Source organism: Mesorhizobium sp. ANAO-SY3R2 (assembly GCF_042466635.1).
Taxonomy (GTDB): domain Bacteria; phylum Pseudomonadota; class Alphaproteobacteria; order Rhizobiales; family Rhizobiaceae; genus Aminobacter.
Genome location: NZ_CP159955.1, coordinates 744674 through 769755, shown reverse-complemented (window position 1 = coordinate 769755; position 25082 = coordinate 744674). Strand labels below are relative to the sequence as shown.

The 25082-nt window shown below is 63.7% G+C and carries 20 protein-coding genes; 12 read left to right on the top strand and 8 right to left on the bottom strand.

All coding sequences use genetic code 11. The annotated features are described in order from the left end of the window. The first annotated feature begins 65 nt into the window (after positions 1–65). From phnE (ABSY17_RS08445) to ABSY17_RS08425, 5 genes are all read left to right on the top strand, one after another. The gene (phnE, locus tag ABSY17_RS08445; RefSeq protein WP_378952521.1) at positions 66–1013 is read left to right on the top strand and encodes a phosphonate ABC transporter, permease protein PhnE; all 948 of its coding nucleotides are present in this window, start codon (positions 66–68) and stop codon (positions 1011–1013) included. 4 nt (positions 1014–1017) lie between these two features. Beyond that, a complete protein-coding gene (gene phnE, locus ABSY17_RS08440; RefSeq protein ID WP_378949199.1) occupies positions 1018–2406 on the top strand; it encodes a phosphonate ABC transporter, permease protein PhnE in 1389 nt (462 codons plus the stop codon). Positions 2407–2598: 192 nt separating this feature from the next. Next, positions 2599–3306 carry a DUF1045 domain-containing protein gene (locus ABSY17_RS08435; RefSeq protein WP_378949196.1) on the top strand — a complete coding sequence of 236 codons (708 nt, stop codon included), beginning with the start codon at positions 2599–2601 and terminating at the stop codon, positions 3304–3306. 1 nt (position 3307) lies between these two features. After that, positions 3308–4444, top strand: a complete 1137-nt coding sequence (locus ABSY17_RS08430) for an alpha-D-ribose 1-methylphosphonate 5-triphosphate diphosphatase (protein WP_378949193.1) — start codon at positions 3308–3310, stop codon at positions 4442–4444. 110 nt (positions 4445–4554) lie between these two features. Further along, on the top strand, positions 4555–5679 hold the full coding sequence (locus ABSY17_RS08425) for an NAD(P)/FAD-dependent oxidoreductase (protein ID WP_378949190.1): 1125 nt from the start codon (positions 4555–4557) through the stop codon (positions 5677–5679). Between the two features lie 13 nt (positions 5680–5692). Here the strand turns inward: ABSY17_RS08425 and ABSY17_RS08420 are convergent, their stop codons facing one another. After that, positions 5693–6301: a DUF6969 family protein gene (locus ABSY17_RS08420; RefSeq protein WP_378949188.1), complete on the bottom strand. Its 609-nt coding sequence runs from the start codon at positions 6299–6301 to the stop codon at positions 5693–5695. Positions 6302–6304: 3 nt separating this feature from the next. Here ABSY17_RS08420 and ABSY17_RS08415 point away from each other — a divergent pair, with 3 nt between their 5' ends. Continuing rightward, on the top strand, positions 6305–6661 hold the full coding sequence (locus tag ABSY17_RS08415) for a hypothetical protein (protein WP_378949185.1): 357 nt from the start codon (positions 6305–6307) through the stop codon (positions 6659–6661). 67 nt (positions 6662–6728) lie between these two features. On the opposite strand, the gene ABSY17_RS08410 is transcribed toward ABSY17_RS08415, so the two are convergent. Further along, entirely contained in the window at positions 6729–7940 is a 1212-nt protein-coding gene (locus ABSY17_RS08410; protein ID WP_378949182.1) for a YeeE/YedE family protein, read from the bottom strand. Positions 7941–8046: 106 nt separating this feature from the next. After that, positions 8047–8970 carry a sulfurtransferase gene (locus ABSY17_RS08405; protein ID WP_378949179.1) on the bottom strand — a complete coding sequence of 308 codons (924 nt, stop codon included), beginning with the start codon at positions 8968–8970 and terminating at the stop codon, positions 8047–8049. 299 nt (positions 8971–9269) lie between these two features. On the opposite strand from ABSY17_RS08405, the gene ABSY17_RS08400 reads away from it, so the two are divergent. Beyond that, entirely contained in the window at positions 9270–10856 is a 1587-nt protein-coding gene (locus tag ABSY17_RS08400; protein WP_378949177.1) for an ABC transporter substrate-binding protein, read from the top strand. Between the two features lie 152 nt (positions 10857–11008). Here the strand turns inward: ABSY17_RS08400 and ABSY17_RS08395 are convergent, their stop codons facing one another. Together ABSY17_RS08395 and ABSY17_RS08390 are read right to left on the bottom strand one after the other, a co-directional pair. Next, complete coding sequence (locus ABSY17_RS08395) at positions 11009–11491, bottom strand: hypothetical protein (protein ID WP_378949174.1); 483 nt, start codon at positions 11489–11491, stop codon at positions 11009–11011. A gap of 7 nt (positions 11492–11498) precedes the next feature. Next, entirely contained in the window at positions 11499–12290 is a 792-nt protein-coding gene (locus ABSY17_RS08390; protein WP_378949171.1) for a LuxR C-terminal-related transcriptional regulator, read from the bottom strand. A 698-nt stretch (positions 12291–12988) separates the two neighbouring features. On the opposite strand from ABSY17_RS08390, the gene ABSY17_RS08385 reads away from it, so the two are divergent. From ABSY17_RS08385 to ABSY17_RS08365, 5 genes are all read left to right on the top strand, one after another. Then, a complete protein-coding gene (locus ABSY17_RS08385; protein WP_378949168.1) occupies positions 12989–14782 on the top strand; it encodes a hypothetical protein in 1794 nt (597 codons plus the stop codon). Positions 14783–14911: 129 nt separating this feature from the next. Next, on the top strand, positions 14912–16942 hold the full coding sequence (locus tag ABSY17_RS08380) for a type I secretion protein (RefSeq protein ID WP_378949165.1): 2031 nt from the start codon (positions 14912–14914) through the stop codon (positions 16940–16942). Between the two features lie 567 nt (positions 16943–17509). After that, positions 17510–19690, top strand: coding sequence for a type I secretion system permease/ATPase (locus ABSY17_RS08375; protein WP_378952518.1), 2181 nt, complete (start codon positions 17510–17512; stop codon positions 19688–19690). A gap of 12 nt (positions 19691–19702) precedes the next feature. Further along, the gene (locus tag ABSY17_RS08370; protein WP_378949163.1) at positions 19703–21040 is read left to right on the top strand and encodes an HlyD family type I secretion periplasmic adaptor subunit; all 1338 of its coding nucleotides are present in this window, start codon (positions 19703–19705) and stop codon (positions 21038–21040) included. Between the two features lie 12 nt (positions 21041–21052). Then, positions 21053–22699: a GNAT family N-acetyltransferase gene (locus ABSY17_RS08365; RefSeq protein ID WP_378949160.1), complete on the top strand. Its 1647-nt coding sequence runs from the start codon at positions 21053–21055 to the stop codon at positions 22697–22699. Between the two features lie 31 nt (positions 22700–22730). Here the strand turns inward: ABSY17_RS08365 and ABSY17_RS08360 are convergent, their stop codons facing one another. The 3 genes from ABSY17_RS08360 to ABSY17_RS08350 form a co-directional block, all read right to left on the bottom strand. Continuing rightward, positions 22731–23831, bottom strand: a complete 1101-nt coding sequence (locus ABSY17_RS08360; protein WP_378949157.1) for a helix-turn-helix transcriptional regulator — start codon at positions 23829–23831, stop codon at positions 22731–22733. A 103-nt stretch (positions 23832–23934) separates the two neighbouring features. Continuing rightward, a complete protein-coding gene (iolB, locus tag ABSY17_RS08355) occupies positions 23935–24747 on the bottom strand; it encodes a 5-deoxy-glucuronate isomerase (RefSeq protein WP_378949154.1) in 813 nt (270 codons plus the stop codon). A gap of 5 nt (positions 24748–24752) precedes the next feature. Next, the gene (locus ABSY17_RS08350; protein ID WP_378952515.1) at positions 24753–24956 is read right to left on the bottom strand and encodes a DUF3329 domain-containing protein; all 204 of its coding nucleotides are present in this window, start codon (positions 24954–24956) and stop codon (positions 24753–24755) included. Between the last annotated feature and the right edge of the window lie 126 nt (positions 24957–25082).

Below are 25082 nucleotides of genomic sequence, written 5' to 3'. Positions count from 1 at the left end.
CGCGCCGCGCCCACATCGCGGCGCGTCTTTTCCTTGATCCGGGACCGGACGGAATTTTCATGACAATGCCCCTATCGGACGTCGGCCTCGCGGTCGAGCGCCACTGGCGCGAACTCGCCAGCCGACGCCGCCTGCACACCATCGGCGGGCTGATCCTGCTGTTCGTCGCCCTGTCCGGATCGCTCTGGTTCGCCAACGAGTCCAATGCTGGAAAGTTCTTCGACCGGCTGCCGCATTTCTTCGACTTCACCGACCAGTTGATGCCGCGCGACGCCTACGAGATCGGCCGCGCGCTGTTCGACCTGCCCTCGCCCTATGACGATGGCAGCCTGAAATTCGACTACCCCGAGGGCCGCATGTATCTGTTCGGCTCGTTCTACCTGCCCGAATATGTCTACAAGATGCTGGAGACGATCAACATCGCGCTCGTCTCGACGATCATCGGCTTTGCGCTTGGTTTCGCGCTCTGCTTCCTCGCCGCCTCCAATCTGGTGACGCAGCGCTGGCTGCGCTTCTTCGTCCGCCGCTTCCTCGAAATCCTGCGCGCCTTCCCCGAGATCGTCATTGCCGGCTTCTTCCTCGCCATCCTTTCAATGGGCGCGATACCGGCGATCATCGCCGTGTCCCTGCACACCATCGGCGCGTTGGGAAAGATGTTTTTCGAAGTCGTCGAAAACGCCGACATGAAGGCCGACGAAGGCCTGCGCGCCGTCGGTGGCAACTGGCCCGAGCGCGTCTGGTTCGGCATCGTGCCGCAAGTCATGCCAAACTTCATCAGCTACGGCCTGCTGCGCCTCGAAATCAACGTGCGCGCCTCCACCATCATCGGCGCGGTCGGCGGCGGCGGCATCGGCGAGGCGCTGCGCCTGTCGATCAGTCGCAATCACGAGGCCAAGACGCTGGCCATCATCCTCCTCCTGTTCTGCACCATCATTGCGGTCGACCAGTTCTCCGCCTGGCTGCGCAAGAAGCTGGTCGGCGAGCAGGCCTTCGCCTTCGGCCGCGGAGAATAAGTCAATGACCACCATTTCCATGACCGACATGCAGGCAATCGCCGACCGCCATCCTGATGTCTTCTCAGGCTCGTGGCGCAAGAGCCTGACCGGCTGGGCGGTCAGCGCCGGCATCGTGGCTTATCTCGCCTTCGCCTGGTGGTTCTTTTCGGTCGGCGCCGTGCTCGCCGGCGGCAACTGGGGCATCGCCGGCACCTACCTTGCCGACTGGGTGTCCTACGAGGTTCGACCGCAGATCGTCTTCAAGCAAGACCGGCTGGATATCGGCTATCCCCGTTTCTCCTCCTACCGCCCCGACCGGCATCCCGAATGGCTGAGCTTCGATCAGGCCGCCAAGGGCACCACCGCACCGGCCAACAAGGCATCGGCCAGCCGTGTCAGCGCCGAGATCGGCCGCAACAACGCAATCGAGATTACGCCCGCCAACGTCACCGTTTCGCGTGGCGGCGAGACGCTCGACATTGCCATCATTCCGGGCACCAGCGCCACGCCTGCCGGCGACCTGCCCACCTGGGCGACGCAGAAGGCGCCTGGCGAAAAGATCATGGTCGATTTCGGCTTTGCCGGCAGCGCCCAGATCGACGCCGACGACGTCAAGATCCGCCACCGCTTCCTCGGCTGGGAGAACTTCTTCTTCGACGCCAATTCGCCCTTCTGGGGCAAATCGACAGGCGAAGTGTTCTCGCTGCTCCTGTCGGGCGAACGGCTCGACCCGAAGATGTCGAACGCCGCACTCGCCTGGGACAACATCGTCAACAACTCCGAATGGCAGCATGGCGACGTCTGGCTGAAGCTATTGCAGACCATCGTCATGGCCTTCGTCGGCACGCTTTTCGCCAGCCTGCTCGCCTTCCCGCTTGCTTTCCTTGCGGCGCGCAACATCACCCGCAACCGCCTCGTCAACCAGGTCACCAAGCGCTTCTTCGACTTCCTGCGCTCGGTCGACATGCTGATCTGGGCACTGTTCTTCACCCGCGCCTTCGGTCCCGGCCCGATCGCCGGCATCTCGGCGATCTTCTTCACCGACACCGGCACCTTCGGCAAACTCTATTCCGAAGCGCTGGAGAACATCGACGACAAGCAGCGCGAGGGCATGCGCTCGGTCGGTGCCTCGCCGGCGTCGGTCCAGCGCTACGGCGTGGTGCCGCAGGTGCTGCCGGTGCTGGTCAGCCAGTCGCTCTATTTCTGGGAATCGAACACGCGCTCGGCCACCATCATCGGCGCGGTCGGCGCCGGCGGAATCGGACTCAAGCTTTGGGAAGCGATGCGCACCAACTCCGACTGGGAAAACGTCGCCTATATGGTTTTGCTGATCCTGATCGTGGTGTTCATCTTCGACAATATTTCCACCGCATTGCGCCAGCGGCTGATCGGAAAGAAGGCGAATGACTAAAGATGATACGTTGGACTTGCAAATCTGACGAAGTCAGCCACTACTTCGTCAAACTGTCACGCAAATCATCTAACGGGCGACTGCTCGGAGCTAAGGCGAGAAAATCGGATGCGATTGCCTCGTCGATGCTGGATTTTTCGGAATACGCGCTCGCGTCCATGCGGACACGCGGCGCCTGTGGGGGACCGGTTCATGCGCTACGCCATCTATTTCACGCCACCGCACGATGATCCGCTGTGCCGTATCGCGGCCGGCTGGCTCGGGCGCGACGCGTTTGGCGGTGCCTTGACCCCGGCCAAGGCCTTCGGCGAGCTCCCGGCGTCGGAAGTTGCTTTCCACACGGCCGCGGCACGGCGCTACGGCTTCCATGCCACGCTCAAGGCGCCGTTCAGGCTGGCCGACGGCACGTCGGAAACCGCACTGATCGACGCGGTCGACGCCTTTGCCGCCGACGCCGTGCCCTTCGACATTCCACGCCTGAAGCTCGCCCAGCTCGACGGCTTCTTCGCGCTGGTTCCGGCCGAGCCGCGGCCCGAACTCCAGACATTTGCCGGCGACGTGGTCACCGTCTTCGAGCCGTTCCGCGCGCCCCTTACCGACGCCGAGATCGCCCGCCGCAACCCCGCAGCACTGTCGCCGCAGGAATGCCGCTACCTGAACCAGTGGGGCTATCCCTACGTATTCGACGCCTTCCGTTTTCACATGACGCTCTCCGGCCGCGTGGCTGGAGAGGAAGCCCCGCGCGTGCGGGCCGCAATCGAACAATGCCTGGGCAATGTGCTCGACCGGCCGGTGCCGGTCGAAGGCCTCGCCATCTTCGTCGAGCCATCCGCCGGCGGACCCTTCGAGGTGCTGAGCTACCACGCGCTGGGCAAGCAAGCTGAAAGAAAGACCGCCTGAAATGACCGACCTTGTTTTGAAAAACGCCCGCCTGGTTCTGGCAAACGAAGTGATCGACGGCTCGCTCGTCATCCGCGACGGCCGCATCGCCGACATCTCCAGCGGTCCGGGCACCGTCGGCGAGGACATGGGCGGCGACTTCGTCATTCCAGGCCTTGTCGAACTCCACACCGATCATCTCGAGGGCCACTACGCCCCGCGCCCGCGCGTGCGCTGGAACCCGATCGCCGCCGTGCTGGCCCATGACGCGCAGGTGGCCTCGGCCGGCATCACCACCGTCTTCGACGCGCTGCGCGTCGGCATGGACGAGGATGCCGAGATGACCGCCGCCGACATGCGCAAGCTGGCCGACGCCATCGAGGACAGCGTGCGCAACGACCGCGTCCGCGCCGACCACTTCATCCACCTGCGCTGCGAGGTTTCGGCCGCCGACTGCCAGGAGAGCTTTGCCGTCTTCGACGGCGACGATCGCGTCCGCATGGCCTCGCTGATGGATCATGCTCCGGGCCAGCGCCAGTTTGTCGATCTCGAGACCTACGCCTATTACTACCAGCGCAAGCTGAAGATGAACGACGTCGAGTTCAAGGCGTTCTGCGACAAGCGCATGGACGACTCCGCGCGCAATTCGCGGCCCAACCGCGAGTTCATCTCGAAAGCCTGCCATGCCCGCGGCATCGTGCTGGCAAGCCACGACGACGCCACATCAGCCCATGTCGACGAGGCGATCGCGCAAGGCATCCGCGTCGCCGAATTCCCGACCACGGTCGAAGCCGCCAGCGCCTCCAAGGGTGCGGGGCTCGGCGTTCTGATGGGCGCACCAAACGTCGTGCGCGGCGCCTCGCATTCCGGCAACGTCTCGGCCCGCACGCTCGCCGAGCATGGTCTACTCGACATCCTGTCGTCGGACTACATTCCCTTCAGCCTGATCCAGTCGGCCTTCTACCTCGGCGAAGTCGTCGAGGGCATTTCGCTGCCGCAGGCGGTCGCCATGGTGTCGAAGAACCCGGCCGACGCGGTCGGCCTCACCGACCGCGGCGTCATCGAGACGGGCCGTCGCGGCGACCTGGTGCGCGTGCGCGTCGACGAGCATGTGCCCGTCGTCCGCACCGTCTGGCGCGAAGGCCGCCGCGTCGCCTGATCCTCGGGCCGAAGGCAGCCGGCGTCTGGCTGGCTGCTGGCCTGTCGATAGAGAGGTCTGGCCCATGGGTTCGCTGTGGACCAGTTCGGCAATTGGCTCTACGAACGGCCATGGAATCCGATGGCCACCCCCAGAAAGTGATCGTCATTGGCGGAGGCATTGCCGGCCTCTCGCTCGCCGCCGCCGTCCAGCAATGGGCGTCCGTGGTGGTGATCGAACGAGAGCCACAGCTCGGCTACCACGCCAGCGGCCGTTCGGCGGCGCTGTTCTCCGAGACCTATGGCAACGTGCTGGTGCGTGCGCTGTCGGTGGCGAGCCGGCCGGCGATCGTCAACGGCGGTTTCATCGAGCACGAGCGTGGGGCGCTGCATCTCGGCGGTCCGGACGATGCGGACACCATCGACACAATGGCCCGCGAACAGCAGGCGCTGGTGCCCAGCGTCCGCCGGCTCAGTCCGGCCGAAGTCAACGCATTGGTGCCGGCCATCGCCCCTGAAAGAACCTGCGGCGGCGTCTACGAACCCGGCGCAATGGACATCGACACCGGCAAGATGGTGCAGGCACAGGCATCGGCGCTGAAGGGCGCCGGCGGCAGGATCATCACCGGCGCGGAAGTGCTGGAAATCTCGCGCGGCCCGAGCGGCTTTAGCGTCGTCACCACGGCTGGCACGCATGATGGCGACATGGTCGTCAACGCCGCCGGCGCCTGGGTCGACGTCATTGCCGCCCGCGCCGGCCTGTCCGGCCTCGGCTTCGCGCCCAAGCGGCGCACCGCCTTCCTGTTCGATCCGCCCGACGGCCTCGACACGCGCAAATGGCCGCTTGTCATCGACCTGCACGAGCGCTTCTATTTCAAGCCTGACGCTGGCCGGCTGATCGGCTCGCTCGCCGACGAAACTGATTCCGAGCCGTGCGACGCCTATCCCGAAGACATCGACGTGGCGACCGCCGCCTACAACATCGAGGAGACAACGGGCCTGCCGGTCGGCCGTCCGCAGACGCCGTGGGCGGGCCTGCGCACCTTCTCGCCCGACCGCAGCCCGGTGGCCGGCTTCGACCCGCGGCTTCCCGGCTTCTTCTGGCTCGGCGGCCAGGGCGGCTATGGCTTTCAGGTTTCGCTGACGCTCGCCAGGCTTTCCTCGGCGCTGATGCGCGGCGAGCCGATCCCCGCCGACCTCGCCCGGCTGGGCGTGGCCTATGACGACCTCTCGCCCGAGCGCTTCCTGCGCGGATAGGTTCTTCAGGAGATCAGACGCCGAGATTCTCGGCCGTCTGGCGAAGGTCTGCGCCCAATTCTGACGTCACCTCCAACGCGCGGTCCTCGCGCGCTTGAGTGCCATTTGCGGCCACATGAGCGGCGATGACCTCGTCGCGCTTGCGGATCAGTCCCTTGATCTCTTCAGAATAGAGTCCGACGACGGCGGCGAGCCAGCGGTTGACCAGATAGGACGGCCGAGCGAAATGCGGGTCGAAGCGCGGCAGAAGCGCAATCGTAGCTTCCGCTTCCAGCCAATTGTCGTCGACCACCCACTGGTTGACCGTGAACAGCCTGATGAGCTGGCCATAGGCATCGACGCCGATGGCAACGAGGTGATGGACCGGTCCGCCCGCCCCTTCCGGACGGACGAAGCAGTGGAAATGCCCGTGCTCGGCCTGCCCTTCCTGCGGTGGGTGGCTGTGATAGTACCACTGCGCACCCGTCTCGGGATCGAACACGTCGCCGGCCGGAAAATGCTCCCACACGGCAACCGGCTTGCCCTCGCGCAAGGTCTCGAGCAGCACGTTGGTGCCCGACTTCGCCAGCACCTGCTCGCAAAACAGTGCCTGCCGCGCTGCCTCCGACCTTGCTTCGTCCATTGCTTGCCTCCGGCGTCCAGCCTGCCCTATTGCGGCTGCGCCGCGCAAGGCGAAGCTGCAGGGGCTGCCGCGCATGGCGAAGCCGGGGCGGCAGCACATGGAGAAGTGGCTGGCGCGGCTGCACAGGGCGACGTGGCGGCGCATGGAGCGGCCGCCGCGCAAGGCGAAGCCGCCGCGCAAGGCGATGCCGCCGAACACGGATTGGCAGCGGCGCAGGGTGCAGCCGCCGCACATGGCGATGCAGCCGAGCACGGGTTGGCAGCCGAGCATGGATTGCCCGCGGCGCACGGGTTTCCGGCAGCACACGGCGTTGCCGCAGCACTGGCCGCCGGCAAGGGCTTGGGGGCTGCAAAGCGGTAGTGGTCGACCGCCACCGCCGAAGTGGCGGCCAGGAAGGCCGTGCCGAACAGGAGGGTGTTACGCGCGCTCATTTCTTGAATCCATCGAGACCAAACAGGGGACGCAGCGCGACACCGCCGAGGCTGCCGACAAAGGCCGAAGCGAACCAGAGCCAGCCATGCACGCTGCCCGAGGCGATGCCTGAAAACAGCGCGCCGACATTGCAGCCGAAGGACAGCCGCGCGCCATACCCCATCAGCACGCCGCCGATGGCCGCTGCCAGGAACGAGGCGAAGGGCACCTTGACCTTGGGCGCAAACTTTCCGGCGAGGCCAGCGGCAAGTGCCGCGCCCAAAATGATGCCGAAATTCATCAACGAGGTGACGTCAGCAAGAACGCTGGAGCCGAGCGCCTTGGCAGGCCCCGGCCAGCCCCAAAAGGCCCAGGTCTCGACCGGAACGCCAACCGCCTGCGCGATCTTCGCGCCCCACAAGCCAAAGCCAAAGGTCACCGACCACGGGTGGCCCGCCGTCAGCAAGGTCGCGATGTTGAGGCCGGCGAGCAGAAGACCAGCGCCGACCAGCGGCCACGGTCCGTAGAGAAGCCTCGCAAGCCCTTGACGCGGCGCAGGCTTGGCCTTTTCGAGGCCGCCATGGGCGCGGCGCTCGACCAGAACGGTTGCCACAGCGACCGCACCGAGACCGACGAGCGTGACGATCACCCCGCCCGGCACACCGAGTGCCCTGCCGAGGCTGATTTCGGGCACAGACGGCAGCGCCAGCCACCACGGCAGATGCGCGGTGCCGATGACGGCGCCAACGATGAAGAAGATGAGGGTCACCAGCATGCGCGAGCTGCCGCCGCCAACGGTGAACAGCGTGCCCGAGCCGCAACCGCCGCCGAGCTGCATGCCCAGGCCAAACATCGCAGCACCCACCAGCACCGACACGCCGACCGGGGCAAAGGCGCCGACCAGCGGCTGGCCGTTGGCGCTGCCCATGGCCAGCAGCGGGATGAAGACCACCGAAGCCGCCGCGATCATCAGCATCTGGGCGCGGATGGCATTGCCACGCCGCTCGACGACGAAACGCCGCCAGCCGCCGGTGAAGCCGAAAGACGCATGATAGAGTGTCAGGCCGAGCAGGCCGCCGATGAGGAACAGCAGCGCCTGGCGCGTGTCGATCGCCTGGCCGATTGCCAGCGCGCCGAGCACGAAGGCTAGTCCGACGAAAATCACCGGGCCTTTGTCGAGGTTGACCGGCGCGAACGGGGCCGCTGCCGTAGCATTTATCTGGGTCATTTCACTTCAGTCATTCTGTTGTCTTGGACAGCGTGTCCGGTGCAAACGAAGACGTCCAGGATCGCTCCTGGACATCTTGCAAGCTTGGCGTGCCGCTCAGCGTCGATCAAGAACCGGGCTGCACGGGACGGGCCGGGTCGGCCGCCCACTCGGCCATCGAGCCGTCATACATCTTGGTGTTCTTGTTGCCTTCGATCTCGCTCAGGCCGAACCACACCACCGAGGCCCAGTGGCCAGTGTTGCAGAAAGCGATGTTGTCTTCGTTGGCAGCGAGACCGGCGCCCTTGGAGAGCGCAGCCACCGCATCCTTGGACGCGAAGGAAGCCTTGCCGGCGTCATACAACTTGCTGTTTTCCAGGTTGACCGCGCCAGGAATGGTACCGGCGACGCGGACGACCGGGCTCTTGGCCTCGCCCTTGAACTGTGTCGCCGGACGGCCGTCGACCAGCTTGGTGCCCTGAGCGCGCGCCTTTTCGACATCAGCGGTGGTGGCGAGCAGTTCCGTCTTGAGCGCGCCAGTGAAGGTCGCCGCAACAGGCTTGACCGCGTCCGTCGAAATCTCGCCGGCTGCTGCCTCCCATGCGCGCTGGCCGCCATCAAGGATCGAGACAGCGTCGTGGCCGAGCACCTTGAAGGTCCAGTAGACGCGCGTCGCGCCACCGAACTCCGAGGAGTCGGTTCCGTTCGGCACAATGACGACGTGGCTGTCGTTGCTGACGCCGAGCGCGCCGATGGTCTTGGTGACCTGGTCGAGCGGCGGCAGCATGCCGGGCACGCCGTTGACCTCCGCGCGCCAGCCGGCGGTCGAGTAAGGCGCATTCACCGCGCCCGGGACATGGCCCTTGTCATAGGGATTGCCGGCATCCTTGGCGACGTCGCGGACGTCGATGACGACCAGGCTCTTGTTGCCGAGCTGCGACTTCAGCCATGCGGCATCGACGAGCGGCTGGTCGGTCAGGCGTTCCGCCTGCGCACCGGTGGCGAAGGCCAGAGCGGCGCCGAATGCCGCGGCAAGAAGGGAAAGACGCATCCCACAACTCCTGAAATAGGATTCCAAAAACAAGCTTCGAGAGCAGTTATAGCCGCGTGCATGCGGCCGGGCACGGCAAGCAGCTCCCATTTTCGAACGCACCAGGGAAAGCCATTCGCAAAGAACAGCATCTGATGGAATTTCATTCCACAAGAAAGCCCACTTCCCGTAACGACAAAACGATATTGGCTCTTCACAAAAGACCCATTGGGATGATTTTCTCCCGGGCATGCGGGGGGCGGAGCAAACCGCATTGAAGGGCGGCGAGCGCCGGCCAAGAGTATCGAGGAAGTAAAGACATGCGTTTGCCCAAGGCCTTGGCCGCCGCAATGCTCGGCGCGGCTCTTGCCGTCTCTTCGGCGCTGGCCGCCCCACCCCGGGACACGCTGGTCGTTGCCGACGCGATCGACGATGTGCTGACGCTCGACCCGGGCGAAGTCGGCGAGGTCGGCGGTGTTCTCGCCAGCAGCCAGATCTATCAGTCGCTGGTCAGCTTCGACATCGACGACCCCACCAAGATCAAGGGATTGCTGGCCGAAAGCTGGACCGTCTCGCCCGACGGCAAAACCTTCACCTTCAAGATGAATCCGCGCGCCCGTTTCGCCTCGGGCAATCCGGTGACCGCCTGGGACGCCGAATTTTCGCTGCGGCGGGTGGTTCACTTGAGATCGCGCTCGGCCTTCATCATCGGCCAGTTCGGCTTTTCGCCGGAGAATGTCGACGACCGCATCAGGGCCCTCGACGACCAGACGCTGGTGATCGAGATTGCCGACACCTATGCGCCTAGCTTCCTGTTCTACTGCCTGTCTTCCTATATTGGCGCCATTGTCGACAGCAAGGTCGTCAAGGCACATGAGGTCAGCGGCGACTATGGCAATGGCTGGTTGAAGGCCAGCAACTCCGCCGGCTCGGGCCCGTTTACACTGGGCGAATGGCGGCCCGGGCAATCTATCCAGCTCGAGCGCAACGGCAACTACTGGGGCCCGGCGCCCAATCTCGAGCACATCTTGATCCGCCACGTCGCTGAAAGCTCGGCCCAGCGTTCCATGCTGGAGACCGGCGAAATCGATATTGCAAACCGCCTCCGGCCCGACGATTTCGACGTGATCGCAGCAAATCCCGACTTTTCCGTCATCAACGGCCGCTCGGGCAACATCTACTATCTGGGCCTCAATGTGCGAAACCAGTACCTGGCTAACCCCAGGGTGGTCCAGGCGATGAAGTACCTGATCGACTACCAGGGCATCGCCAAAACCGTCTCGCGCGGCGCCATGGAGGTACACCAGACGCTGCTTCCCGACGGCTTTCTCGGCGCCATCTCCTACAAGCCGTATGAATTCGACCTCGACAAGGCGCAGGCGCTGCTTAAGGAAGGCGGTATCAGCGGCGATTTTTCGCTTGACATGGTAGTGTGGGACACGCAGCCCTACATCGACGTCGCCAACGCCATCAAGACGACCATGGCGACCGCTGGCATCAACCTTAATCTCCAGTTCGTCGACGGCCGCGAATGGCTCGACCGCTACCGCAATCATGACCTCGACATCTGGCTCGGCCTCTGGGGCCCGGACTATCCCGACCCGCATTCCAACGCCAAGGCCTTCGCCGTCAACAAGCAGGACGCGCCCGACGGCTCGGACAGCCTTGCCGACCGCTTCGGCTGGAAGGCGGGCCCCCTTTCGCCAGCCGCCATGGCAGCCGTTCGCGAGCAGGATACGGACAAGCGCAAGGCAATGTATGAAGCGATCCAAAAGGCGCACACCGACACCTCGCCGTTCATCCTGATGTTCCAGGAAGTGCGCAAGGTCGCAACCAACGCCAGCATCAAGGGCCTGGTGACGGGCACGACCTTCTCCGACGACCGCTACTGGGCGGTGTCGAAGTAGCTCTGCCGGTCAGCCCGTGGGCCTTGCCGGGGCCATATCAGATCGGCAGGACCTTTGGCTCCTGCCCGCTCAGGCAGGAAGCGCTCGCGGATATTTCGACCTCCGTTGGAAGCCGAAGGATCGTTGCGGGCGAGCCCTTATCGAATACACGATCAATGCGGAAACGCATGATCCTCAACGATCTTCCAGATCTGCCGGTTGATGTCCCTGATTGCTTCGATCGAGGCGTTGATGCGATGCATCTCGTCGTCGTCCAGTTCTTCGTGCTTGCCGTAGCGGACGGCATCCTTGCTGTCGAAGATCCGCATCAGTTGGGTACTGGCGCGCGTCCCGGTCTCGTCGAAGGAATAGATGCAATGGCTGTATTTGTTTCGCAGCTTGCCCTGGTGCGTGAGTTGGCCGGCCACCGACAGCACCGCCTCGCGGCAGTCCGGCGACGTCGTCGTCATCTTGGCCAGGCGTTCGACCAGATCGAGCCGCGCCCGTGTGGTGTTCAGCGTCAGGAAGATGATGATCGCCGTTTCCTTGTCGACCTTGGCAAGGCCGGCAATCAGATAGATCAGCAGGCTTTCAGTGTTGGTCCAACTGTAGTTGAGCTGGCCGACAACGAGCAGCACCTCCTGGAAGCGAGGCATCTGGCGCTTATGCCAAGGGCTGAGCGCGCAGCGCCGATGCCGCGCCACGCCCACCCAGCATATCGCGCCGCTCATGATAGATGGCCGCGGCTTCGGTGCGGTTGTGGGCGCCCAGCTTGCTGATGATGTTGTGCAGGTGGATCTTCACCGTGTGCTCGGACAGACCCAGCGCCGCGGCAATGAGCTTGTTCTGCAACCCACGCGCCACCATGCCCAGGATTTGCAGCTCGCGGTCGGTCAGGTCATCGAGGTCGTCCGCCTCACCTGCATGCCGCCCGGTATGGGGGGAGCCGTCGCCGATGCCCGTGGCTGCCTCCGTCGGCTGGCGCGCAATCATCGGTTCGAACAGCGACAGGGGAAAATACTCACCGCCCCGCAACACCAGGCGAACCACCGACAGCCAGACGTCCAGCTTCAGGTTCATAGGCAGCACGCCGCGAACATTGCGGGCCGTCACCACGTCGCGGATCGAAACCTCGTGTCGTCCGTCTTCCTGGATGAGCATGATCTGCGCGCCCGGATGCAGATGCGCAAGCCGCACCGAATGTCCAGCCACGTCAGACAATTGGGCCGCATCGAGCAGGATGAGCGACACCGGACAATCGAAGCCCACGCAGGCATCCGCCAACGTGGCAACCTGTTGGACCGAAATCCACGCAAACTCGCGTTCGATCGCGCAAACCAAACTCTCCGAAACGAAATCGGTCGGAGCAACGATCAGCAGTGTCTTGCATGACTTCGTCGCGGAACCACCGGCTCCGGGCGCGCGGCGCGCGCTGGGAATTGCCACCCGATACATGATGCCCTCCCCCCAAATTTTCGCAATTACACAGGATTCCTGCTTACCGTGAACCGTCGAACATTATGAACAGATAATATACCATTTGTTAACGCTTCGGTATAAGCAAGACGATCTATTCTTCGCATGACGGTAGTCCGTCCAGATCCCACCATTGTCGACAGAGCTAGCTCGCCCGACCCATGCGCCTTTGGAGTTTCGAAGGCCCGAAAGTCATTGCTTTACCCGATGACAGCAAGCGCCACACGGCATCGCCACCCCAAACCGGAAGAAATTGTAGATCAAAATCAAGAGTTAATAGATATCTCGATTGACTGACGCGAACAACTGGAGCGTCAGAACCCTTTATTTGACGTGTCACCCAAAAAGACTAGCGCTAACTGTCAGCTTACAATTTCCCGGGCACCGCCACAGACTTTGCGAGTTTCGCGGGCAGAACGTGGGATTTTCAGCATTGAGACATGTCGTGGGCACGGCCATTTTCGGAAGGCCGGAACATCACGACATTGTGAAGATGCTGCCCCAAGCCTCCCCGTGAACCGGGGAGATGTGGTCACCGGAAACCATACCGGATCGCCGGTTGCCAGTCCCCCAGACGCCGAAATCCTTGAAGTCGAAAATAGACACGCCGCGTATGCCCAAGGCCGTGTGAGAGATGAAGACGGTCCGGCAGCAGCGGCAGCACCGAGGACAAGACGATGGCTGACCGTAACAGCAATCTCAATGCATTTGGCCTGCAGCTTCCCGGTGGTCGTGCCGATTCCGGCAGTGACGACCAGGACAAATCCCAAAGCAATGCGCAGAAGAGCGGCGTAGGGGCCAAAGACAAGGATACCAGCGCTGGCGACAAGAACGAGACAGCGAACAAGCCCAATCCCGACAAGGATGATGACCGCGGGAACCAGCACGACCCACGGAACGGTGACAAGCCGGACGGCGAACACAAAAACGACGGCGACGATGGGGACACGCAAAACCAACAACAACAACAGCAACAACAACAATCCGTCGATGTCACCGTCAATGTCCCCGACCCGGCGCCGACGTCCGGCGACCCTCTTGGCTACGTTGAAATCCACGACGTCAGCGGCACGGTAGGCGACGTCTTGTACACCGCGAGTGGCGACATAAACTATGACCCCGGTATCGATGTCTCCTTCAACAACCTGCTCAACGGCGCCCTGAACGGGTCCAGCAGCGCGGCCTATGTCACCAACCAGGTCGCCAACATGTCGGACGACGACACGCTGGATAATGCGAACCTCACGAACTCCGGCATCTTCTCGCAGGATCTGGATGCCAAGGGCGGCTTCTCCAAGGCCGGCGACGGCATCAGCGCGGGCGGCGGCGGCGGCGGCGGCGGCAACGCCAAGGCTGACGGCGGCAACGGCGGCGATGGCGGCGGTGCCCACGGCGGCAAGGCCGACGGCGGCGATGGCGACGGCGGGCTTGCACTGAGTGCTGCGCTGGGCGGCGACGCCAAGAGCTACACCAAGGCAGACGCCGGTGACAGCACCGGCGGCGACGGCAAGAACGATGCCGACGGCGGCAAGGGTGACGGCGGCAATGGCGCCGCCGGCGGTAACGGCCTCGGTCTGGGTCTCGGACTTGGCCTGGGGCTCGGCCTGGGCGTCGGCGTGGGCGGCGATTCTGGCGCCAGCAGCGGCGGAGCCGGAGCCAGCAGCGGCGACGTCGGCGCCTCTAGCGGCAATAGTGGCGCTGGCGGCTCAGGCGGCAACAATGGCAACACCAACGGCGGCGACGTGGAAAGTACAGGGGGCGACGGGATCGATGCATTCGTGCCGATCTTGCCGATCCTCAACCTCGGTGTCGGCGGTGCCGCAGACGGTGACGGCGACGGCGGCGCGGCCACCGGTACCGGCGGCGCGGGTGGCGGCAGCGGCGCGACCGGCGGCGTTGGCGCGACATCGGGTGCCGCCAATGCAGCGACCGGCGCGGCAAACTCGACCGGCGGCGACGGCAACGGCACTGGCGGTGTCGGCACCGGTAACGGCAGTGGAACTGGCGCCGGCGGTGACGGCGGCTTCGGCGGCCAGGGTCTCGGCGGCAATGCGACCAATGGCGATGCGACCGGCGGCGCGAGCAATGGCGGCAATGCCTTGGCCTGGGGCGGCGACGGCGGCGATGCCCTCAGCGGCGCCTGGGCCGGCGGCGGCATCGGCGGTGACGCCACGGGCGGTACCGCATTCGGCGGAGCAGGTGCCTTGGGCGGCGCGGGCGGCATTGCCACCGGCGGCGCAGGCGGCGCAGGCGGCGACGCCGGCATGTGGGGCTCGCAGAACGGCGATGACGGCTACGTCACCGGCTCCAGCCATGCCAGCGCCGATGGCATCATCGACACAAGCGCCTTCAACCAGCAGATCGTGATGGGCGCAAACCTGCAAGGCAACACGGTCGACATGACTGTGGTGGGGGGCGACTACAATCACACGCTGGCGGGTGACGACGCCAGCGACCACAACTCGCTCTAGCCATGGTGCCCCTGTCGGGCAGGGGCACAAGAACCGGACTGCGCGGGTTCGTCCCGCGCGGTCCATCCTCGGCGGGTGGAGCGCCTTTGCGGCTGCACCGCGTCTGAAATCCGGGTGGAGGCCACTGCAATGACTGCCGTGTACCTGGACAAGATCAGCGAGGCGATGGCGCATTTCATCGGCTTGTTCGAGATGGCAGGCGAGGAGGCGCGGCTCAAACAGGCCTACGAAGAATTCAGGGCGACGCAGACACCCAGCGAGCAGTTGCCCGACCATGCGAGCGTCGCCACCCAGCTGGACGCCGTCCACAAGCTCGACGATTTCGACCCTGACGTGGCCTATGCCGGCCAGGGGCCGGCGATGGCAAAGGCTATGGCAGCGTCAAACGTCCATCTGGCGCCGACCGACATACCAGTTCCCCGCGAACCATTGCTGCATGGTTCGGCCCATCATGCCTATAACTCGACGCACATTGCGAACGGCGTCGCCCTGCCCAAGATAGAGCCGCCGGGATCGCTTGCCGTCATCATCAACCAGGAAACACACCTGTCCGACAACGATTATGTCGGCTTCGGCGGCAGCGGGCTGAAATTCACCCCGCCACCGGCGGACAACAGTCCGCTCACCGACATGCAGCAGGCGGCGGCGGACCTGTCGCCGATCGACGACCTGGCATTGCCCGGCACAACTGAAGACATGGCCGCCTTCGTGACCACGGCCGCCGAAAGGCTCGACGGCTTCAACCCCGACGACCACACCGATGCCGACATCTTCTCCGTCAAGGGTACGACGCTCGAGGGTACATATCTCAATGGCCAGTTGATCGACGAAGCCGACACGCCCAAGCTCGAGGATCATGTCGAACTCCTGAAGGACCACAGCAACGACCAGCCCGGACCGGACGGTCCGCTCGACATCAGCACGCCGCCGACATCGAGCGACTTTATGGACGGCTGGGGCGATGGTTCGATAGCCCCGCGCGTCGAGTTGTCGACCGGCGGCAACACGGTCATCAACAATGCCGTGGTGGTCAACGAATGGGCGTCGGCGGATGTGATGGCCGTCATGGGCAATCACATCTCGCTCAATGCCATCGTCCAGATCAACGGCATCTGCGATGTCGACAGCATAGGCGCGGCCCTGGGCGGCTGGCCCTTTGATCCCGGCAATGCCGACCAGAGCTTCAACATCGCGTCCTTCAAGCACATCGACCCGTCGGCCGGCGTCACGCCCGCGGAGGGCCCAACCGGCTTTCCATCGAATTACGTGGTCACCGAGATCACCGGCGACCTCGTCATCATGAACTGGATCAACCAGTACGCCTTCATGATGGACAACGATGTCTGCATCGCCTCCTCTTCCGGTGTGCAGTCGGTCGTCTCGACAGGCAACAACACCGCCTACAACAGCATCGACCTGACCGAGATCGGGAAATATTACGACCTCATCATCGTCGGCGGAAACGTCTACGACGCCAACATCATCCAGCAGCTCAACCTGCTGCTGGACAACGACACGATCGGCGCCGTCTCGGGTTTCGAGACCACAGGAGAAGGGTCGGTATCGACTGCCGGGAACCTGCTGTGGAACCAGGCCGCCATCATTGAGGTCGGCGGCGGGATCACCGGGCCACTGCCCGAAGGCTACGCCAAGGCAGGCAGCAATCTTGCCGCCGGCAACAAGGATTTGCCGCACTCGATCCTCGAAGATCCGGCCTTCGCCGGCACGGGCTTGCTGCGCGTCCTCTATATCTCCGGCGACATCTACAATCTGCAATACGTCAATCAGACCACCATCGTGGGCGACAGCGACCAGGTGGCGCTGGCCATGAACGAGGTGCTGGCCAATCCGAACGCCGATTGGACCGTGACAACAGGGGCCAACCAGCTCGTCAACTTTGCCACCATCGTCGACGTCGACACGGCAACCAAGACCTATGTCGGAGGTGAAAGCTACTCCGACGAGGTGCTGATCCAGGCCAACCTCATTTCGAGCGCGCCGGATCTCGGGACCCAGAACCCCAACATTCTCGTCAACGAGGCGGTGGCCTTTCTCACCGATAGCACCGGCACGGACGCCGGCGCGTCCCATCAAGACCACATCGCACCGCAGCCCGCCGATTCAGGCTCGGCTGACGTCATGCAGCACATGCTGGGCTAAGCCCGTCAGAAGGAGTGGGTAATGACCGATGACCGAGATCATGGCTGGGGCGGGTTCCAGGACATCCCGGAAAACGACGACAGCCAGGACAGGTCGCCTGTGCGCCCACGCCCGGCCGACACGCGGCAGCCAACTGCAGTGCAGCCGCCGGAGCCAAGGCTGTCGAACGCGGTCGCCTCCCATGAGCAGGCGCTGGACCGGCTCGAGCGCTATATCAACGACATTGCCGTCAAGTTGCGCGAGGCCGCTGCAACCACACCGGCGAGCCCGCGTCCCTCGCCGGACGCCAACCATCAGCTCCCTTCACATGTCACCGGCGCTGCCGCGCCGGACATGCGATATTCGCCGGCACGACTGACCCCCGTCGAGCGGCCGGCGATGCCTCCGGAGCGGAACACCCCGGCTCAACGCCCCCCAGCGTCTGCCCCCGCCGGGACTGTTCCGAGTGTGCAGGCCCAACCAGCCCAGCACACAGCTCCGGAGGCTCCTTATTCGGCGCCACGGGTCGAGGTTCCGGCACAGGCGCAAGCCGCGCCGCCTGAACCAGCCCGCACGCCCGCACCAGACATGCGATATTCGCCGGTACGACTGACCCCCGTCGAGCGGCCGGCGATGCCTCCGGAGCGGAACACCCCGGCTCAACGCCCCCCAGCGTCTGCCCCCGCCGGGGCTGTTCCGAGTGCGCAGGCCCAACCAGCCCAGCGCACAGCTCCGGAGGCTCCCAATTCGGTGCCACGGCCAGAGGTTCCAGCACAGGCACAAACCGCGCCGCTTGAACCGGCCCGCACGGCCGCGCCAGACATTGTCCCACCGGAACCGCCCACCCCGGGATTGCGCATAGCCGAACCGCAAGAACCGGCAGAACCCGAAATGAAGAACACGGCGGCGCCGGTCGCCAAGGTGATCGACGCCGACAGCGGCCCGATCAAGGCCAAGGAGAACCTACCCGGCGCCAACGACCCGACCGGCGGCGACATCGACGGCGGTCGAGGCGGTGGTGGTGGCGGCGGCGTCTTCCACAAGCGCCTCGGGCCCGTCGACTTCTCCGCCTCGCTCAAGACCGGCCTCAGCGTGGTCCGGCGGAACCTGGCCATAGTGATGCTGTTCACACTGGCCAGCAACGTGCTGGTTCTGGCGATCCCGCTCTATCTGTTCCAGATCTCCGACCGCGTGCTCACCAGCCGCTCCGTCGACACGCTGATCATGCTGACCATCGTCATCGTCGGCGCCGTGATCCTGCAGACCGTCTTCGACGCCATCCGCCGCTTCATCCTTATGCGAACCGCAGTGGAGGTGGCAGCCCAGCTCGGCGCCCCGATCCTGAGTGCTGCGGCCCGCGCGGCCCTGCACGGCAACGGCCGAGAATACCAGACGCTCGGCGATCTCCAGCAACTGCGTTCCTTCCTGGTCTCGGGCACGCTTCTGACCCTTCTGGATGCGCCGTTGGCCCCGCTGTTCGTGCTCGCGGTGTTCCTAGTCCACCCGCACCTCGGCTTCATTGTCGTCGCCACGTCGCTGATCCTCCTGGTCATTACCATCATCAACCAGCGCTCCACCGAAGGGCCGTTCAGCGAAGCCAATACCCATCAGAGCAGGGCCAACCTGCATCTCGACTCGATGTCGCGAAATTCACAAATCATCAATGCGCTGGCCATGATCCCCGAGGCCGTGCGCATCTGGGGCAAGGACACGGCGAATTCGCTGCGCGCCCAGGTCATAGCCCAAGACCGCAACATCGCCTTCGCCTCAACCTCCAAGGCCACCCGCCTGCTGACGCAGATCGCCATGCTCGGCTGGGGCGCGCATCTGGCGCTCGACGGCCACCTCAGCGGCGGCATGGTCATTGCGGCGTCGATCATCGCCAGCCGCGCGCTCGGCCCCATCGAGGGCGCCATCGAAGGCTGGAACCAGGTCGTGCAGTCGCGCGCCGCCTATGGCCGCATCGCCAGCCTGCTGCAGAACTCGCCGCTCAATTTCGAGCGCCTCAACCTGCCGCGTCCCGAAGGCCGCCTCGACGTCGAACGCCTGCTCTACGTGCCGCAGGGCACCAAGCGCGTCGTGCTCAACGGCATCACATTCTCGCTTTCCCCAGGGGATTCGCTCGCCGTCATCGGCAATTCCGGCGCCGGCAAGACCACCCTCGGCAAGATGCTCGTCGGCTCGATCCTGCCGACCTCAGGCAATGTGCGCCTCGATCTGATGGACCTGCGCAACTGGGACCAGCGCCAATTCGGCGAGAACATCGGCTACTTGCCGCAGGACGTGCAGCTGTTCCCCGCCTCGATCAAGGCCAACATCGCCCGCATGCGGGAGGACGCCACCGACGCCGACATCTTCCAGGCTGCTCAGCTTGCCGACGTGCATGAGATGATCGCCAACCTGCCGCACGGCTACGAGACTTTTGTCGCCGCCGACGGCGCCCCGCTGTCGGGTGGACAAAAGCAGCGCATCGCGCTCGCCCGCGCCTTCTTTGGCAATCCGCGCATGGTGGTGCTCGACGAGCCCAACTCCAACCTCGATGCCGCCGGCGACGTCGCCCTGGCGCGCGCGCTCAATCACGCCAAGGAGCACAAGATCACCGTCATCACCATCACCCAGCGGCCGGCGCTGCTGCACAACGTCGACAAGATCCTGTTGCTCGTCAACGGCACGGTGGCCCTGTTCGGCATGCGGCAAGACGTGCTGCAAGCGCTCGCCCAACGCGGGCTGAGCATCGAAGGCGGTTCCTTCGGCCACCAGATTCCATAGGCGGTCAATCCCATGAGCGACGTCGCAAAGGTCCATGACATCGAGTGGTTCTCCGAAGTGCCGCGCTCGATCGGCAAGCAGACCAAGGTCGGCCTGCTGCTGATCCTGGCGACCTTCGGCGGCTTCGGCACCTGGGCCTTCACCGCTCCGCTAGCCGCGGCGATCATCGCCCAGGGCTCGTTCGTGGCGTCGGGCCAGAACAAGATCGTCCAGCATCTGGAAGGCGGCATCATCAAGGAACTTCTGGTCGCCGAGGGCGACCACGTCCAGGTCGACCAGCCGCTGGTCCGGCTCGACGAAACAGCAGCGCAAGCCAATGAACGCCAGTTGTTCCTGCGTCAGGTCCGCCTCGACGCCATCGCCGCGCGGCTCAATGCCGAGGTGGCGCAGGCATCTGAGATATCCTTCCCCAAGAACGTGGCCGACAACCTCAGCGACCCGGAAATCAAGCCCATTGTCGATGGCCAGCAACTGACGTTCGACGCGGCGCGCGGCAAGCTGCAGAGCGAGATCGGCCTGCTTCAACAGAACATCTCGGCCTTCCGTTATCGCGCCGACGGCTACAAGCAGCAGCATGATGCCGTCAAACGGCAACTTGTGCTGATGCAGGAAGAGTACAAGGGCAAGAAGGTTCTGCTCGACAAGGGCCTGCTGCGGGGAACCGAACTCAAGGCGATTCAGCGCGCAATGGCCGACGCGGATGGCCAGATCGGCCGACTGGTGGCCCAGATCGCCGAAATCGGCGCCGAGATCATCAAGCTCGACCAACAGATCAGGCAAACCGAGGATGCCTACAAGCAGACCGCGCTCGAGCAGCTTCAGAATCTCGAAGGCGATCTCGACACCATTCGCGAGCAGCTTCGCCAGGCCAAGAGCGTGCTCAACCGCGTGACGATCAATGCACCCGTGGCCGGCACCATCGTGCGCATGTACTACCACACATCAGGCGGCGTCATCGAAAGCGGCAAGCCGATCGTCGAAATCCTGCCTTCCGACGTCCCTCTGGTGATCGAAACCCAGATTTCACGCATCGACATCGACAATGTGCGCGTCGGCCAAAAGGCGACCGTGCGGCTCACTGCGCTCAACCGGCGCACCACGCCGGTGCTCGACGGTCAGGTGATCTACGTATCCGCCGACGCGCTTCCGGATACCTCGGGTCCGATGCCGCGCGAAATCTACCTGGCGCGCGTCAGCCTTCCGCCAAGCGAGATCGCCCGCGTCCATGGCTTCACGCCGACGCCCGGCATGCCCGCCGAGGTGCTCGTGCAGACCGAGGAGCGCACCTTCTTCAGATATCTGACCAAACCGATTGCCGACAGCATGTCGCGAGCGTTCATGGAGCGTTGAAGGGAGCACAACATGTCATCGATCGGGATGGGGGCGCAGATGCAGGTCGATGTAATTACCGAAATCGACGAACTGGAGAAGTTGCACGCCGACTGGGACCGCCTCTACGAGGTCGATCCGGAGGCTCAATTGTTCGTCTCCTGGAACTGGCTGGTTCCCTACATGCGGCATTACAAAGGCACCTGGTTCGTGCTCGCCGCGCGCCCTGGAACACCTGATGCGCCCTATGTCGCCATCCTGCCGCTGCGCATGCGCACCCGCATGAACAAGACGGGCCTTTTCTTCAACGAGATCAACATGGCCGGCAACAATGCCGCCGACTACACCGGCGCCATCTGCGCGCCGGAACATGCCGAAAAGGCGTTGCAGGCATTCGGCCGCCATGTCGCCCAGATGGGATGGTCGCGGCTCAATCTCGAAAACCTTCGTATGTCGCGGGAGCGCATCTTCGCCTTCATCGGCCAGTTCTCGCGGGACATATTCGCACTCAGCGAGTTCAGTCGCGTCAACTCCGCAGACAACGTCGACAATTGCCGCTGTTTCGCCGCAACGCTGCCCGAGAGCTTCGACACCTATCTCGACGACGTGCTCGGCACCAACACGCGCCAGAGGCTACGGCGGTTCCTGCGCAAGGTCGCTTCAGGCGAACTGCGCATCGCGCGCGCCGATGCCTCGACCTATGAACGCGACATAGAAACGCTGCTGGAGATGTGGCGCATCAAATGGGGCGCGCGCAAGGGCGACCGGCTGGAAGCCATCATGAGCACCAATCGCCGCGTGCTACGCGACAGCTTCAAGGCCGGCACATTGTTCCTGCCGACATTGTGGCAGGGCGAGCGACCGCTGGGAGCACTTGCTGTCTTCGTCGACCCGGTCAAGAAGTCATTGCTGTTCTTCATGGCCGGGCGCGACGAGGAAGCGCGCTCGATCCCGGTCGGCCTGATCCTGCATGGTCACTGCATCAAGCTCGCCATCGAGAACGGCTTTGCGACCTATGACTTCCTGCGCGGCGACGAACCCTACAAATTTGCCTTCGGCGTCACCGAAAGCCGGGTGAACTGCGCGGCGATCTATACCAAGAACGGCAGCAATGTCGGCGACCGTCTCGATCCGCGCTCGCTCGACACCGTGTTCCTGGAAGTGACAAAAATCCATCAGGCGGGGCAATTGGCACGGGCCGAAAACGGATACCGCCAGATCCTGGCAAGCGACCCGCTGCATGCGCGCGCGCTGTATGGCATTGGACAACTGCTCGCCGCCAAGGGCGATCATCGAGAGGCGCTCGAGCATCTGGTGACGCTTGTTGCGATCGACCCAGCTTCGTTCAAGGTCTGGCACAGGCTCGGTTGCGAACTGCAGGCGCTGTCGCGCCATGACGGGGCGATCAATGCGTTTCGACAGGCACAAGCGCTGGCAGCCGACTTCGCGCCAACCAGATTTGCTCTGGCCAAGAGCCTGGCCGCGCTCGAACGTGTCGACGAAGCCATCGAAATCCTGACAGGTCTGATCGGCGAACGCTTGCAGGTGCGGAGCGTCGGCAACCTGCGCCAGAAGGCCGAGGCAATGCTCCAGAGCCTGAGGCAGCGAGGCCAGCCGAGCTACATCATGATGAACCCGCAGCTGAACCCGGCGTTCCGCCGGGTTCAGGCAGCATTCTGATGGATCCGGCCACCATACATTGTCACAAAACCTAATGCTCCGAGGCTCTCAATCGGCTGACAATCCCAACAAGTTCGGACTGCCTTCTCACGCCAAGCTTCCTGAAAATCGCCTTGAGATGTGTCCGCGCCGTTTCATAGCTCATGGCCTTCAATGTGGCCGTATCGCGCAGGGACACGCCCTCCGCCAACATCGTTGCCAGTGTGGCTTCCATCGGGGTCAGACCAAGTGCCTTGGAGATGGCAGGAGCCGGCAGCGATTGAGGGTTCAGGTCCTCGATCAGGCACACTCCTACGGAATGGGCGAAAATATCCGGCAGATCACCCCCAAGGCGCTGGATCCTTAGCAGAAGTGGTTTCATCGCCGGGCGCTCGACCACGATCTGTTCGTGCTGCTTGGGATCCAGCCACTGCTCCGTAAGAATCGACTTCATGCGCCTGCGAACCCGCGCAGTTTCGGCGCTTGCGTTCAGGCATAACTCCCCACGTGTCACCTGGAGGTGGGGGCCAAGACACTTTCTGGCTTTGGCGTTTACCGAGGTGACCTTGCCAAATCTATCGAAGAAGATGGCTCCGATATTTGCGATATCGAAAGCCTCAACCATGCCGTCGACGGTTCGCGCAGACAGATTTCTCATCATTGATGCGGACACCATCAATCGGTCGCGCATCATGGCAAAGAGGCTCTCGTGTTCGGCGCCGTAGGGATCGTCGACGAGTTTCCGATGCAGCACGAAGCAAAGCAGGTCATCGCCAGGTGAAAATCCTACGATGCATGTGCGGCCCAAGCCGTAGCGAGATTGCGCGCGATAGTATTCCTGCTTCTTGAAATCATCCCGAGTCGTATAGTGCTGTTCGAGCACGGTCCCGCGTTTGGCCAGGATCGGGAATCCCCTGTTGCGCCATTCATTCTTGTCCCAGCCGCCATCGAAATAAGCTTCGATAGCGGGCTTCAGGCTGTCAGTGGAAATCAACCCGCCAGGAAATCTGCCAGTCACAGGCACGATGTTGACGCCGAAAGCCCCGGTGGCCTCGGCGACGCGATCGAGAATGTCTGGCCAAAGTGACGGATCGATTGCCGCTTCCAGCGTCCGATCGAGCGCCCGGTCGAGATTTGCCAAATCAATGTGCATGTTCTGCCGAATGGTCGTCAACGTGCCAGTAGATAACACAGACCAATCAACCCTGGGTAGTGCCTCTATTTGCCGCCGAGGCGATCCCGCCTGATGCAAAGGCCTAGGTCTGGAGCAGCCATTCATGCTCCTTGGCGTTGTGGAATTTCCACGTTCGCTTTGGTCCCGCCATGACGTTGAGATAGTAGAGGTCGTAGCCATGGCAGGCAGCACATGGGTGGTAGCCCTTCGGCACCAGTGTGACGTCTCCGTCCTCAACCGCCATGGCCTCGTCGATCTCGCGATGGCCGGCATCGTTGAACTCGGTGTAGACGCGCTGGAAGGCAAAGCCCTGCGGCGGCTTGATGCGATGGTAGTAAGTCTCCTCGAGCTGGGATTCGAAAGGCAGGTTGTCCTCGTCGTGCTTGTGCGGTGGATAGCTCGAGGTGTGGCCGCCCGGCGTGATCACCTCGACGACCAGCAGTGAATCCGCAGGCTCGCTCTCCGGCAGGATGTTGGTCACGTAGCGCGTATTGGTGCCCTTGCCGCGGATCTCCTGCTTGACGTCGTCGGGTCCGATGACGCGCGGTTCATAGGTGCCCGCGCGGCCCGGCGCCGAGCAGACGGCGAGTTCGACATCGCTCTCCGCCCTGATCGACCATTCGGAGCCGGCAGGAAGATAGACCGACCACGGCTTGCCCTCGAAGGGCGACATGCGCTCGCCCAGCAAGCCAAGGTCCTGATCGTCGACGCGTACATGCGCCTTGCCGCTGACCAGCACGATGCAGGTCTCGCGGTCGTTCGACCAGTCGCCATAAGTGTCCCCCGGCTCGAACCGGTGCAGGTCGAAGCCGACATAGGTCCAGCCGGCGATTTCGGGCGTGATGTGGGTCACCCTGCCGGTACCGTGCTTCGGCTTGATCAGAAATTTCGACATGGGACTCACTCCTTGTCGGCGGCAGCGTCGCTGCCCGGTTTGTAAGCTATCAGAAATTGCCAGGCGCCAAGCGCCGCCATGCCGCCCGCCAGCGTGCCCCAGAAAGGCGAGCCGGTAGCGAACTCGAACACCGACCATGCCGCACAAAAAGCGACAAGAACGATACGCCGCCACAGCGGCCGGAAGAACGGATGGTTCTGGTCCTGGATCAATTGGACATTACCTCACCGGTGAACCATTCTTTATCGTATCCTGCTCCAACATCGGGCTCAAGCATTGCAGCACCGCGCGCGCAATTGGATATGTAGTGACGCCGCAATACTTCCAAACGATAC